General features: G+C 70.7%; 12 protein-coding genes. 8 read left to right on the top strand and 4 right to left on the bottom strand.

The features are described from left to right. Positions 1 to 7 precede the first annotated feature (7 nt). From ABZS69_RS20790 to ABZS69_RS20780, 3 genes are all read right to left on the bottom strand, one after another. Positions 8 to 571, bottom strand: coding sequence for an ABATE domain-containing protein (locus ABZS69_RS20790; protein WP_355374632.1), 564 nt, complete (start codon positions 569 to 571; stop codon positions 8 to 10). 35 nt (positions 572 to 606) lie between these two features. Then, positions 607 to 1,431, bottom strand: a complete 825-nt coding sequence (locus tag ABZS69_RS20785; RefSeq protein ID WP_355374629.1) for an SAM-dependent methyltransferase — start codon at positions 1,429 to 1,431, stop codon at positions 607 to 609. Between the two features lie 70 nt (positions 1,432 to 1,501). Beyond that, positions 1,502 to 2,449 carry a helix-turn-helix domain-containing protein gene (locus ABZS69_RS20780; RefSeq protein ID WP_355374627.1) on the bottom strand — a complete coding sequence of 316 codons (948 nt, stop codon included), beginning with the start codon at positions 2,447 to 2,449 and terminating at the stop codon, positions 1,502 to 1,504. A gap of 71 nt (positions 2,450 to 2,520) precedes the next feature. On the opposite strand from ABZS69_RS20780, the gene ABZS69_RS20775 reads away from it, so the two are divergent. Then, on the top strand, positions 2,521 to 3,786 hold the full coding sequence (locus tag ABZS69_RS20775) for an MFS transporter (RefSeq protein ID WP_355374624.1): 1,266 nt from the start codon (positions 2,521 to 2,523) through the stop codon (positions 3,784 to 3,786). Beyond that, on the top strand, positions 3,783 to 4,442 hold the full coding sequence (locus ABZS69_RS20770; protein ID WP_355374621.1) for a peptidyl-tRNA hydrolase: 660 nt from the start codon (positions 3,783 to 3,785) through the stop codon (positions 4,440 to 4,442). The genes ABZS69_RS20775 and ABZS69_RS20770 overlap by 4 nt, the downstream gene beginning before the upstream one ends. Before the next feature lie 41 nt (positions 4,443 to 4,483). Here ABZS69_RS20770 and ABZS69_RS20765 read toward each other — a convergent pair whose 3' ends face one another. Continuing rightward, the gene (locus ABZS69_RS20765; protein ID WP_355374618.1) at positions 4,484 to 5,443 is read right to left on the bottom strand and encodes a DUF3616 domain-containing protein; all 960 of its coding nucleotides are present in this window, start codon (positions 5,441 to 5,443) and stop codon (positions 4,484 to 4,486) included. Positions 5,444 to 5,614: 171 nt separating this feature from the next. Here ABZS69_RS20765 and ABZS69_RS20760 point away from each other — a divergent pair, with 171 nt between their 5' ends. The 6 genes from ABZS69_RS20760 to ABZS69_RS20735 all read left to right on the top strand — a co-directional run bounded on the left by ABZS69_RS20760 (position 5,615) and on the right by ABZS69_RS20735 (position 12,334). Continuing rightward, positions 5,615 to 6,394, top strand: coding sequence for a hypothetical protein (locus ABZS69_RS20760; RefSeq protein ID WP_355374615.1), 780 nt, complete (start codon positions 5,615 to 5,617; stop codon positions 6,392 to 6,394). Between the two features lie 36 nt (positions 6,395 to 6,430). Next, complete coding sequence (gene ftsH / locus ABZS69_RS20755) at positions 6,431 to 8,353, top strand: ATP-dependent zinc metalloprotease FtsH (RefSeq protein ID WP_355374612.1); 1,923 nt, start codon at positions 6,431 to 6,433, stop codon at positions 8,351 to 8,353. Between the two features lie 88 nt (positions 8,354 to 8,441). Continuing rightward, positions 8,442 to 9,215, top strand: coding sequence for a DUF937 domain-containing protein (locus ABZS69_RS20750; protein WP_355374609.1), 774 nt, complete (start codon positions 8,442 to 8,444; stop codon positions 9,213 to 9,215). Between the two features lie 82 nt (positions 9,216 to 9,297). Beyond that, a complete protein-coding gene (locus ABZS69_RS20745) occupies positions 9,298 to 9,879 on the top strand; it encodes a nucleoside triphosphate pyrophosphatase (RefSeq protein WP_355374606.1) in 582 nt (193 codons plus the stop codon). 10 nt (positions 9,880 to 9,889) lie between these two features. Next, on the top strand, positions 9,890 to 10,624 hold the full coding sequence (locus ABZS69_RS20740) for an EI24 domain-containing protein (protein ID WP_355374603.1): 735 nt from the start codon (positions 9,890 to 9,892) through the stop codon (positions 10,622 to 10,624). Positions 10,625 to 11,212: 588 nt separating this feature from the next. After that, positions 11,213 to 12,334 carry a DUF4192 domain-containing protein gene (locus tag ABZS69_RS20735; RefSeq protein WP_355374601.1) on the top strand — a complete coding sequence of 374 codons (1,122 nt, stop codon included), beginning with the start codon at positions 11,213 to 11,215 and terminating at the stop codon, positions 12,332 to 12,334. Positions 12,335 to 12,850 lie beyond the last annotated feature (516 nt).

Below are 12,850 nucleotides of genomic sequence, written 5' to 3'. Positions count from 1 at the left end.
GCAAGCGTTAGATTTTCTTGTGCTCCCTGTAGTGCCTGGCCGCGCGGGCGCGGTTGCCGCAGCCCGTCGAGCACCACTCCTGGCGCGGGTGCTCCTTGACGAAATAGAGCACGCAGCGCGGAGCCTGGCAGGTGCGCACCAGGGCGCGGTCCGGCCCTGCGAGGAACTCGACGGCCGCCGTGGCGAGCCTGGCGAGCAGGCGCACGCCGGGGCCGGCGTCCGTCGCGGGCGCGGTGGTGAGGTGGGGCTCCCCGCTCCAGTGCAGTTGGGGCGCGGTGGGGGCGGCCAGGGCGGTCGCGTTGACCAGGGCCAGCGACTCCTCGAACCCGGGCAGGCTCGCCGCGTCCGCCCGGCTCGGCGGGCCCGGCGCCACGGCCTTGGCGAGCAGCGCGCGTACGGCCTGGCGCAGGCGCACCGTCTCCTGGCGCAGCTCCTCGGAGACGGTGAGGTCGCCGAGATCGGGCGCGTGCGTCCGCACCCAGGCCGTCATGCCGTCGGTGTCGGACAACTTGTCGGTCAATCCGGACCGCTCGGCCCTGATCGTGCTGACGAATTCGAGGGTCAGGGACATGTCCCCAATCTAACGCCCTCGGGGTCTGTCATCCGTTAGGCGCGGCCCACCCCGGCGAGGATGCCACCCTTGGAGAGGTCGTACGAGCCTCCGGGGACGCCGTCGGGCGTCCAGTCGGCCACCGGCACGACGCCCGGGCCGAGCAGGTGCAGGCCGTCGAAGTAGGAGGCGATCTCGTCGTAGCCGCGCCGCGCCAGGCCGCCCGAGGTCGTGCCGGAGTAGACCCGCTGCCCGGCGGTGGCGACCTCGTCCATGTCGTGGCCCGCGTACAGGAGGTGCGACAGCACCATGTGGTCCCCGGGCCGCAGGCGCCGGCGGATGCGCGCGGCGATCTGGTCGGCCTCGGCGTCGTCGTGGACGAAGTGCAGCACCGCCACCAGCAGGACCGCGTACGGCTGGGAGAGGTCGAGGTGCTCCGCGACGCGCGGGTCGTCCATGATGGCGTCGGGATCCTTGAGGTCGCCCTCGATCGCCAGGACGTCCGGGTCCCTGGCCAGCAGCGCGCGGGCGTGGACCAGCACGATGGGGTCGTTGTCGACGTAGACGACACGGGAGCCCGGGGCGTGCCGCTGGGCCACCTGGTGCACGTTGTCCTGGGTGGGCAGGCCCGCGCCGATGTCGATGAACTGGCGCACCCCGGCCTCGGCGAGCATGCGTACGGCATGACCGATGAAGGCGCGGTTGGCCAGGGCGATCTCGCGGGCGTCGTTGCCCATCCGCCGGCCGATCTCCATCATCTTCTCGGCCGCCTCGCGGTCGGCGGCGAAGTTGTCCCGGCCCCCGAGGTAGTAGTCGTACATGCGCGCGACGCTGGGCACGTTCGGGTTGATCCCGGCGGGTACACGGTCCGCCTCGGCCATGTGACGACCCTTTCTAGTCGATCTTCCTGGGGCCGATTGTAGGGGGAAATGCGGCTTTTGCCGTGGCGAATCAGAGTCGCCGGAACGTATGCCGGTACGCCAGGGGCGAAACCCCGACGGCCGCGTGCAGATGCTGGCGCAGCGAGACCGCCGTGCCGAACCCCGCCTTCCTGGCCACCTCCTCCACGCCCAGGTCGGTGGTCTCCAGCAGTTGCCTGGCGTGCTGGACCCGCTGGCCGTTCAGCCACCTGGCCGGGCTCACGCCGGTCTCGTCGCGAAAGCGCCTGGTGAACGTGCGCACGCTCATCCTGGCGTGCTCGGCCAGCGCGGTCAGGTCGAGCGGGCGGTCCAGGTGGGCCAGCATCCAGTCGCGCGTGGCCGCCGTGCCGCCGCCCGCCTCCGGCAGGTGCCGGTCGATGTACTGGGCCTGGCCGCCGTCCCGCCAGGGCGGCATGACGCAGCGGCGGGCCGCGCGGTTGGCCACCTCGCTGCCGTGGTCGTTCCTGATCACGTGGAAGCACAGGTCGAGCCCGGCCGCCACGCCCGCCGAGGTCAGCACGTCGCCGTCGTCCACGTACAGCACGTCGGGGTCCAGCTTCACCCGCGGGAAGAGCTGCGCGAACCGGTCGGCGTTGCGCCAGTGGGTGGTGGCCGGGCGCCCGTCGAGCAGGCCCGCGGCGGCCAGCACGAACGCGCCCGTGCAGATCGACAGGATCCGCGGCCGTCCCCGTAGCGCCTCGGCCAGCGTCTCCGAGATGACGCCGTCCAGCAGCGCCCGGCCCGCGTGGATGCCGGGCACCACGACCGTGTCGGCGCTGTCGAGCACGTCGAGGTCGTGGTCGGGTTGCACGCTGTAGCCCGCCGAGCAGCGGACCGGCATGCGATCCTCCGAGCAGGTCACCACCTCGTACAGCTTCTCGCCGTCGGCCGTCTCCGCGGTCCCGAACACCTGGCCGGGCACGCCGAGGTCGATGGTGGCGAAGTGGTTGAGCACGACGACTGCCACGCGGTGTGTCATGGCCGGATTCTTTCATATATTGACCATCCGGCCACTCGTGACCTTGTAATGGGATAAAGCACGATTAGCGCATGACGTTGAGCACCACCGCCCCCACGCGCCGCCGGGTGCATCGGGCCTGGTTCGTGGCGGCCGTCGCCTTCGTGGCGATCCTGGGCGCAGCCGGGTTCCGTGCCACCCCCGGCGTGCTGATCACCCCCCTGCACGAGGAGTTCGGCTGGTCGGCCGGCACGATCTCCCTGGCCGTCTCCGTCAACCTGGTGCTCTACGGCCTGACCGCCCCCTTCGCCGCCGCCCTGATGGACCGCTTCGGCATGCGCCGCGTGGTCTCCCTCGCGCTGCTGCTGATCGCCGCGGGCAGCGGGTTGACCATGCTGATGACCGCGAGCTGGCAGCTCCTGCTGTTCTGGGGCGTGCTCGTGGGGCTCGGGACGGGCTCGATGGCGCTGGTGTTCGCCGCGACCGTGGTGGACCGCTGGTTCGTCCGCCACCGGGGGCTGGTCACGGGCGTGCTCACCGCGGCGGGCGCCACCGGGCAGCTGATCTTCCTGCCCGTGCTCGCCCAGCTCGCCGAGGGGCCGGGGTGGCGCTTCGCCTCCCTGACCGTGGCCGCGGCGGCGCTGGCGGTGGTGCCGTTCGTGTGGTGGCTGCTGCGCGACCACCCCGCCGACGTGGGAACGACGGCCCTCGGCGCGGAGCCGGGCGCGGTCCGCGCCGCGCCGAGCAAGGTGAACGCGGCGGTCAGGGCGGTCACCGTGCTCGCCTCGGCGGCCAGGACCCGGCCGTTCTGGCTGCTCGCCGGCGGTTTCGCGATCTGCGGCGCCAGCACGAACGGCCTGGTCGGCACCCACTTCATCCCCGCCGCGCACGACCACGGCATGGCCGAGCCCGTGGCGGCCGGCCTGCTGGCGGTCATCGGGATCTTCGACATCGCGGGCACGGTCGCGTCCGGCTGGCTCAGCGACCGGGTCGACCCCAAGGTGCTGCTCGGCGTCTACTACGCGCTGCGCGGGCTCTCCCTGATGGTGCTGCCGAGCCTGTTCGCGGCCACGACCGAGCCCAGCATGCTGATCTTCATCGTGTTCTACGGGCTGGACTGGGTGGCGACCGTGCCGCCCACGGTGGCGCTGTGCCGGCGGATCTACGGGGCCGACGGCGCCGTGGTGTTCGGGTGGGTGTTCGGCTCGCACCAGGTGGGCGCCGCGTTCGCCGCGGTCGGCGCCGGTCTCACCCGCGACCACCTGGGCGCCTACGACCTCGCCTGGTACGGCGCCGGCGCTCTGTGCCTCCTGGCGGCGGGCATGTCCCTGGCGATCAGGCATTCTAGAGAGCGATGAATTCTGAGCTGTATGTCCTGCCGCTGGTCGTCAGGATCGAGCGGGCCACTCCCCCCGAACGCACCGACGCCCTGGAAGCGGCCGCGACGGCCGTGCTGAGCCTGCTGGACGACCCCGGCGAGTGGGCCGCCGAGCTGCACTCCTGGCAGTCCACCGGCAAGATCCGCAAGGTGGTCCGCCGGGCCAGGGGCGCCGAGTGGCGGCGGGCGGTCGCGCTGCCTGGGCGCACCGTCGAGCACCGCACGGCCGAGGTGCGCGTACATCCGCCGGTGCCGCTCGACGGGTGGCCGCGTGACCTCGCGCGGTTGCAGGTGGGCGGCACCGAGCTGAGCGACACCGCCGATCCGCCGCCTGCCGATCCGCCGGTCCTGTGGGCCAACCCGGGGCTGGACATGTCCGCGGGCAAGGCCATGGCGCAGGCCGGGCACGCCGCCCAGCTCGCCTGGTGGGCCAGTGACGCGGCCGAGCGGGAGGCGTGGCGGGCCCGCGGCCTCGCGGTGTCCGTGCGCACCGCGGCCTCCCAGGGTGACTTCGACGACATGGCCGCGGCCGGGCTGCCCGTGGTGCGCGACGCCGGGTTCACGGAGATCGAGCCGGGATCGTGCACGTTCGTGGCGGACGCGCCCTGGCTGTACGGGCGCGTCGCCAGACCGTGAGGACGGGCGCCCGGCCGCGGGTCGCGGGTGCGGCCGCGTCGCTAGATCGTGAAGACGTCTGCCAGCACGCCGCCCGCCGGGGTGATCCGCGCGGGTGACGGGCTGTCGTAGACGACCATGAGCCTGCCGTCGCCCAGCAGCGCCAGCCCTTCTGGGTGGTCGCACTTCACGCCGTAGGGCAGCTCGATCACCGTCTCCAGTTCGTCCTGCGGGACGACCCCGCGCCTGGCGCCGGGCCGCCAGCGCACGACGCGTACGGGACCGTCGAGGTCCATGGTCGGGCCGGCGAGGATCAGCAGCGAGTCGCCGTCCGGGCAGAGGTCCCGCACGCCCAGCCCGCCCAGGTCCAGGAAGTGCTTCCTGTACGGCTCCCGCAGCCGCAGCCGTGACCTGCCCGCGTCCTCCAGCCGCAGCTCCAGGAGCACCGCCCAGCCCCGCAGCACGGGGCCGCGCAGCCCGATGTAGATCTGCTCGGGCAGGACGGCGATGCCCTCGATGTCGAGCCCGTTGTCCTTGCCCGGCAGCTCCAGGAACGGCGCCAGGTGCCGGTCGTCGCGCAGGTGCGCGGTCAGGTTGTCCTTGCCGGAGAGGATCGTTCCGGGGCCGGGGGTCTCGTCGTGGAGCGGCAGCCGGGTCAGGACGAACCGGTTCTCCTCCCGGACCACCGTGGCCAGCCGCTCGGCGGCCTTCTCCGGGTCCTTCGACTTGACCTTCTTGCGCTTGAGGCTGTGCGAGCCGACCAGCCAGAGGTAGCCGTTCGCGCGGGCCAGGCCCTCGATGTCGGCCTCGTCCTCGGGGCCCGCGGGCAGCTCGACGTAGTCGGCCAGCGCGAACGTGCGCTGGTCGCCGAAGTGGTCGCCCGTCCACGTCAGGTGTTCGAAGGTCGCGGTCTCGTCGCCGGCCACCCAGAGGCCCGCGGAGCCCTGGCGGATCGCTGAGAGGTTCGTGTGTGTTTGGGACGCTTGCGAGGCGTGGTCGAATCGCAGCTCAACCTGTTCCACGTTGCCCATGATTGCACTTCGGTAGCTTCCAAGGCGCAATGGCCGGATATGTCGTACGCTCCGCTCGTGCTCGATGGGGAAGAAGAGATCAAGGGTTCCCAAGTGAGGACCGCGGCGAGGCCCGGAATCCCTCCTTCTCCGCCCAAACGCTCCCGTATCGGAGATATCCGGATGCGGGTGGTGTACCGGGGGTTCGCCGTGATCGGCGCAGTCGTGGTCGCGGCTGTGGCGCTGGTCGTGGTGCTCCCGTCAGGGCCGGACGAGGTCGCGGCGGGGCCGGTAACCGCGCCGCCGGCCGCACCGTCCTCGTCCGGCCCCGCACCCTCCTCGGCGGCGTCCCCACCGTCCGCCGAGCCCTCTCTCACGCCTCCCGCGGCGCCCACGGCGGCTCCCTCACCCGGCCCGTCGCTCGCGCCCGGTTACACGGCCATGCAGGCCCTGTACGCCGACCCGCGCCTCCCCAAGCTGACGGGCCGGATCAAGCGGATGTCCCTGCCCTCCCCGTCCAAGAAGGTCGTCAAGGACGCCCGCACCGGGCTGGCCGTGCCGAACCTCTCCCGGCCGTGGAAGTCGTACGGCGCGGCGCCGTTCACCTCCAAGCAGGTGCTCCCTGGCACGCGCTCAGGCCGGCGCGGCATGTTCGTCACCTGCCCGCTCCCGATCATGCGGCAGAAGTCCCCGCGCGACACGGCGCTGCTCGCGGCCCGCTGGACGCTCAACCACCACCCCGAGGGCGCCAAGATCACTTGGCTCGCCTCGCAACCCGTCAAACGCGGCTGGATGCTCGTATACAGCGTCAAATACGGAAAGCATCAGTCTCGGGCGGCCGTCGTCGTGATGGACGGGGGAATGAGTAAGCCGGGGCTGGCGTTCGTCACAGTGCCTGACTCGCAGCGCAAACAGTGGCGAGACATCGGCCGCGTGGTCGCCGGGGTGCGTGTTCTAGGCTAAAAGGATCATGTATGCGGCGATGTGGGGAGTGACGCCGTGGAACGCTCGGGACAGCCGCAGGCGCCGAAGAACGGCAAGGGCAAGCCGCCCTGGCGTTCGGAGGGCCTGCCGGGCACACCCGGAGGTCGGCCCAAGATCAACTGGTGGCGATTCGTCGTCACCTTGCTCGTGGTGTACGCGGGCTTCTTCTTGGTGTCGTCGTTCGTCGACAGCGGATCCGTCGAGACGATCTCGTACACCGAGTTCACCAAGCAGGTGAACGCCAAGAACGTCAAGGACATCTACGCCCAGGGCCTGTCGGTCGAGGGCGACCTGCGCGCGGCGGCGAAGAACCCCGAGAGCAACGAGTCCTACACGAAGTTCGCGACCGAGATCCCGGCCTTCGCCAACACCGACCAGCTCGACCAGCAGCTGTCCACCGGCCAGGTCGAGATCACCTCCAAGCCGATCACCCGCGGCTTCTTCTCCAACCTGCTGCTCTCGCTGCTGCCCGTGCTGCTGCTGGCCGGGCTGTGGATCTGGGTCATGCGCCGCGGCGCCAGCATGATGGGCGGCGGCCTGGGCGGGCTCGGCAGGTCCAAGGCCGCCAAGCCGGTCGAGGCGGGGCAGGTGCGGGTCACGTTCGACGACGTCGCGGGCATCGACGAGGTCGAGAACGAGCTCGTCGAGATCGTCGACTACCTCAAGGACCCCGGGAAATACCGCAGGCTCGGCGCGAAGCTGCCCAAGGGCGTGCTGCTCGCCGGCCCTCCCGGCACCGGCAAGACGCTGCTGGCCAGGGCGGTCGCGGGCGAGGCCAAGGTGCCGTTCTTCTCGGCCAGCGCCTCCGAGTTCATCGAGATGATCGTGGGCGTGGGCGCCTCGCGGGTGCGTGACCTGTTCGAGGAGGCGCGGAAGGTGGCGCCGTCGATCGTGTTCATCGACGAGATCGACGCCATCGGCCGGGCCCGCGGCGGGGCCGGCGGCCTCGGCGGCCACGACGAGCGCGAGCAGACGCTGAACCAGATCCTCACCGAGATGGACGGCTTCTCTGGCGCCGAAGGCGTGATCGTCATCGGGGCCACGAACCGTCCCGAGGTCCTCGACCCGGCGCTCCTGCGTCCCGGGCGCTTCGACCGTACGGTCCAGGTGGGGCTGCCGGACGCGGCAGGCCGCACCGCCATCCTGCAGGTGCACACGCGGGGCGTGCCGCTGGACGGCGAGGTCAGCCCCGACCAGCTCGCCAAGACCACCCCCGGCATGACCGGCGCCGACCTGGCCAACCTGGTCAACGAGGCCGCCCTGCTCGCCGCCAAGCGCGGCAAGGAGAAGGTCACGATGTCCGACTTCGCCGACGCGCTGGAGAAGCTGCAGCTCGGCGCGGCCCGCAGCATCGTGATGCCGGAGGAGGAGCGCACCAGGACCGCCTTCCACGAGGCCGGTCACGCGCTGCTCGGCATGCTCCAGCCAGGCGCCGACCCGGTCAGGAAGATCTCGATCATCCCGCGCGGGCGGGCGCTCGGGGTCACGCTGTCCACCCCCGACACCGACCGGTACGCCTACGACGAGCAGTATCTGCGCGGGCGCATTACCGGCGCGCTCGGCGGCATGGCGGCCGAGCAGGTCGTGTACGGGGTCATCACCACCGGCGCCGAGAACGACCTGGAACAGGTCACCATGATCGCCCGGGGCATGGTCGGGCGCTGGGGCATGTCGGAGAAGGTCGGCCCGCTGACCATCCTGCCCAACGACGGCCAGCCGCCGCAGGCCTCGCCCGCGACGCTCGCCACCGTCGACGAGGAGGCGCGGCGGATCGTGGACGAGTGCTACGAACGCGCGGTCCAGATCCTCAGCGACAACCGCGACAAGCTCGACGCCATCGTGGAGGCCCTGCTCGAACACGAGACGCTCGACGAGGCCGGCGCGTACGCGGCGGCGGGTCTGGCCTCATCGGCCGCGCCGAGCCCCGTGAGCGCTTAGGCAGGTTTTTCCGAGAATTAGCGCAAATCGGGCATTGCTCCGGTCCCGGTCGGGGCAGCTCTCCCGGAACAACGATCGGGGGACTGTCGTGACGCTGACTGACGAGCTTCTGGCCGAGCTCGGAGACTCAGGGCTGGAACAGATCGCCGGGATGCTCGGCACGGACGCGACCACGGCCCGCGACGTGGTCCAGGCCGTGGCGGGCGTCATCGTCGGGGGCATGGCCCGCAACGCCCGGCACCCCGACGGCGCCGACGCCCTGCGGGCGGCCCTGGACGACCACGTGGACACCGATCCGTTCAGCGGTGACGTGGCCTCGCTGACCCGGGACGGGCACAGCATCCTCGGTCACGTCCTGGGCACCCAGGGAACGGAGCAGGCCGCGGACGGGTTGTCGCGGTTCGCCGGGGTCGACCCGCGATTCATCATGAGGCTGCTGCCCCTGATCGCACCCATGATCATGTCCCTGCTCGCGGACCGGGCCGCGAGCCGCGACATGAACGCCGGCGCCATGGCCGACGACCTGGACCGGGAGCACGCGGCCCGGCCGGGCGAGCTGGGCGAGCTGCTCGAGGGCCTGCTGGACGCCGTCCTCGGCGGCGGAGTGCCGGCGCAGGGCGGGCCGTACGAGTCCCGGTCACCCTCCGACACCGGCGCGATGGGCCGCCGCGGCGCCCCGGACGGCCACGAGGAGGGGGACGCGAGCGTGGGCGGCTCCGAGGAGGGGAACCCGCGGATCGGCGGCCGCGTGGAGAGGGATCCACGCATCGGCGGCCGCGTGGAGGGGGACCCCCGCATCGGCGGCCACGTGGAGGAGGACCCGCGCGAGGTCGCCCCCGGGACCTCGAACCCCGACTGGTGAAAGACACTGGTGAAAGACGCTGGTGGAACACACTCTGAACGCTGGTGAAAGACGCGATGCAGGTGCCCGGTAGGCTTATGCGGTGATCGTTCTGGCCTCAGCCTCCCCCGCTCGCCTCGCCCTCCTTCGCAGCGCCGGCCTCGACCCCAAGGTGATCGTCAGCGGCGTCGACGAGGAGTCGTTCTCCGCGCACACCCCGGCGGCCCTCAGCCTGGTGCTCGCCAAGGCCAAGGCGGAGGCGGTCGCGAGCGGGCTCGACGAGGGGCTGGTCATCGGCTGCGACTCGATCCTGGAGCTGGACGGCCGCCCCTACGGCAAGCCCGCCACGGCGGAGGAGGCCACCGAGCGGTGGCGGCTCATGCGCGGTCGCACGGGGCGCCTGGTGACGGGCCACTGCGTGATCGACGTGGCCGCGGGCAAGCAGGCGGCGCAGGTCGCCACCACCGTGATCCGCTTCGGCCAGCCGTCCGACGAGGAGATCGCCACGTACGCCGCCACGGGGGAGCCGCTCAGCCTGGCGGGGGCGTTCAGCATCGACGGGCGCGGCGGGTGGTTCGTCGAGGGCATCGAGGGCGACCACGGCAACGTGATCGGCATCTCGTTGCCGCTGCTTCGTGACCTGTTCGCGGAGCTGGGCTACGCGGTGACGTCGTTCTGGCGCTAGCCTGCCGGGCATGCGATCACTGCGCGACTTCACGTCCGGCGTCGGCTTCTTCTTCCAGGGGTTAGGGTGGGTCGCCCGGCACGGTCGCTGGTGGCTGTTCGGGCTGATCCCGGCGCTGATCGCGTTCGCCGTGTACGTCGTGGCGCTGGTCTTTCTCGGCTCGAACGCCAGTGACCTGGCCGCGTTCCTGACGCCGTTCGCTGACTCGTGGGGCTGGCGGGACCTCTTCCGGACGTTGATGGGGATCCTCCTGTTCCTCGGGGGGCTGGCGCTGGCCGTACTGACCTTCACCGCGCTCACGCTGGCGATCGGGGAGCCGTTCTACGAGCGCCTGTCGGCGGAGGTGGACCCGCTCCCCGAGGCTGAGGAACAGCCGTGGTGGCGCACCCTGCCGCGCTCGATCAGGGACAGCCTGATCACGCTGTTCTACGTGCTCCTCTTCACGATCCCGCTGTTCTTCCTGGGCTTCGTGCCGGTCATCGGCCAGACGGTGATCCCGGTGCTCGGGGCACTCGTCTCGGGCTTCTTCCTGACGGTGGAGCTCACCACCCTGGCGCTGGAACGGCGGGGCATAGCCCGAAAGCAACGCTTCGCGCTGCTGCGCGCGAACATGGGGAGTGCGCTGGGGTTCGGGGTGGTGGGATTCCTGCTGTTCCTGGTGCCGTTCGTCGCGGTCATCGCCATGCCCGCCGCCGTAGCCGGCGCCGCCCTCCTGGCCCGCACCCGCCTAACCCCAACCCCATAACCCCTCAGCCCTCAACCCACCTGCACCCAACCCACCTGCACCCTCGGCCCACCTGCATTCTCAATCCACCTGCGCCCTCGGCTCGCCTATGCCCTCGGCCCGCCTGAGCCCTCGGGTCTGCCTGCGCTCTCGATCCGCCTGCACTCTCAACCCACCTGTGCCTTCGGCTCGCCTGGGGACTCGCGGGCTGGCCCAATCACCCGTCGGGCACCAACGCCAGCCATCACCCAGTCATCAGAACCACTGCCACCCAAAGAGCCCCAGCCGGAAACCCGCCGGTAGTTATCCACAACCCCGGCCTTGGACGCCCCCACCATCCCCAGAACCGCATTCGGGCCCAATTCCAAAGCCGTCGCCCAGGCACCCTAGGGCCTCATGACGACCGACCGCTCCACTCCCGCGCCCATCCCTACCCCCAACCCCACTCCTGCTTCCAACTCCGAGCACCCCCGCCCCACCCCCGCCGTTCCCTCGCCGTCACCCATGTCCGTACGACCCTCGCCCGCGTCACTCTCCGCCCCCTCGCCCTCCTCCTCATCCAGCTTCACGTCGCTGAATCCGAACCCGAACCCGAACCCGAACCCGAACTTGGACCCGGACTCAGACCCGGACTCAGACCTGGACCTGGACCTGGACAATGACCCGGAGCCGGAGGACTGTCTCACCCTCACCAGCCCCACCGACATCCTGGCCGCTGTGCCATACCTCGTCGGCTTCCACCCGAAGGCCAGCCTCATCGTGATCGGCCTCGACCGTCGCCAGGCCAAAGTGGTCGCCAGATGGAGCCTCCCCTTCCCGCCGGGCACCCTCGCCTCCTTGGAACCCGTCTTCGATCGAGAAGGCGTAACAGAGATCGTCATCGTCGGCTACGGCCCGGGGGAACTGGTGACACCGGCAGTCGACGAGGCCAGACTCCTCGCCACCAAGGCCGAGCTCCACATAGGCGAAGCGCTACGAACACACGAGGGCCGTTACTGGTCCTACATCTGCGACCTCGCAACGTGCTGCCCCGCCGAAGGCACCCCGTACGACCTGACCACCAGCCAGATCGCCGCCGAGGCGACCGTACGCGGCCTGGTGGCCCTTCCCGATCGCGAATCCCTGGAACGTACCATCGCCCCCATCACAGGCCCGGTACGCATGGCAATGCGCAGGGCCACCGCCGACGCGATCACAGAATTCCGGGCCGACCTGACAGCCACCACAAACCTCGACACCTTCGCGACGCAGTTCATCGCCGAAAGCGTGGACAGGGTGCGATCAGCCCTCCAAACCCACGAGGAAGGCGGCCGCCTCGACGACGCAGAGGCGGCGAAACTAGGCCTGGCGCTATCGCTCACCAGAGTCCGCGACGAGGGCTGGACCCTCATGCAGGATTCCCACGTACTCCTATGGAAAGACCTGACCCGCAGACTGGAACGCCGCTTCGTCCCGCCGGCCGCATCCCTCCTGGCGATGGCTTCCTGGCGCGAGGGAAACAACGTCCAGGCCACCATCGCCCTGGAACGTGCCCTGACCATCGACCCCAGCTACTCGATGGCCAACCTCCTCATGCACGCCCTCCAAAACCTCCTGTCTCCCACGATCCTCCGAGACCGCCTCCCCACCCCAGCCGAACTCGACGCCGCCATGGGCCCACCCCATCCCTCCTGGCTCCTCCCACTGGTGAACCTCCTGGACGAAGACGACCCCCATTCCCAGCCCGAATAGCGCCCGCCTGCCACCGCCCACAAGAGCCCCGCCAAGCGCACCAAGCGAAACCACCTTGCATCGCCCCAGCGTGAGCGGCCATCCGCACGAGGACGAATCGAAGATGCCCTTAGGTCATGTGGCTTGGACGGCGAGCGAACTGCTCCACTTCGTGATGCAACGGAGCAAGGTCACGACGGCGAGAAGCGGATCGGCACTGAGAACACTCGCATGGAAGGCGTGCGGCATGCGCCGTCGCAGATGTCGAGGCTGGCCATTCCTGCAGCGTCGAACACCGCTTCCGCGCACCACCGCGCAGAGATGGTCCACGCCAGGACAGGGCGGCCGGATACCGGTGAGCCGGGGCAAGGCGATAGTCCATGGCCAGGACAGGGCGCCCGGTCGTGGACTGCCGGTTATGAGTTGTCGGCTGTCAGCGTCAGCTGGCACTGCGCCGGTCGCCAGTCAGTGGTCCGCTGACGGGGGATCCGGTGGCGCTGCGCCGGTCGTCAGTAGGGGTCCGCAGACGGGGACCGC

It is taken from the genome of Nonomuraea sp. NPDC005650 (assembly GCF_040605375.1).
Taxonomy (GTDB): Bacteria; Actinomycetota; Actinomycetes; order Streptosporangiales; family Streptosporangiaceae; genus Nonomuraea.
The sequence above is the reverse complement of the archived record's forward strand: the minus strand, read 5'-3'. Positions and strand labels throughout refer to the sequence as shown.

What these genes read in the sequence shown, in the direction of transcription:
- ABZS69_RS20790 (WP_355374632.1), bottom strand. Translation starts at nt 571, where the DNA reads ATGTCCCTGACCCTCGAATTCGTCAGCACGATCAGGGCCGAGCGGTCC.
- ABZS69_RS20775 (WP_355374624.1), top strand. Translation starts at nt 2,521, where the DNA reads ATGACGTTGAGCACCACCGCCCCCACGCGCCGCCGGGTGCATCGGGCC.
- ABZS69_RS20780 (WP_355374627.1), bottom strand. Translation starts at nt 2,449, where the DNA reads ATGACACACCGCGTGGCAGTCGTCGTGCTCAACCACTTCGCCACCATC.
- ABZS69_RS20770 (WP_355374621.1), top strand. Translation starts at nt 3,783, where the DNA reads ATGAATTCTGAGCTGTATGTCCTGCCGCTGGTCGTCAGGATCGAGCGG.
- ABZS69_RS20760 (WP_355374615.1), top strand. Translation starts at nt 5,615, where the DNA reads ATGCGGGTGGTGTACCGGGGGTTCGCCGTGATCGGCGCAGTCGTGGTC.
- ABZS69_RS20785 (WP_355374629.1), bottom strand. Translation starts at nt 1,431, where the DNA reads ATGGCCGAGGCGGACCGTGTACCCGCCGGGATCAACCCGAACGTGCCC.
- ABZS69_RS20740 (WP_355374603.1), top strand. Translation starts at nt 9,890, where the DNA reads ATGCGATCACTGCGCGACTTCACGTCCGGCGTCGGCTTCTTCTTCCAG.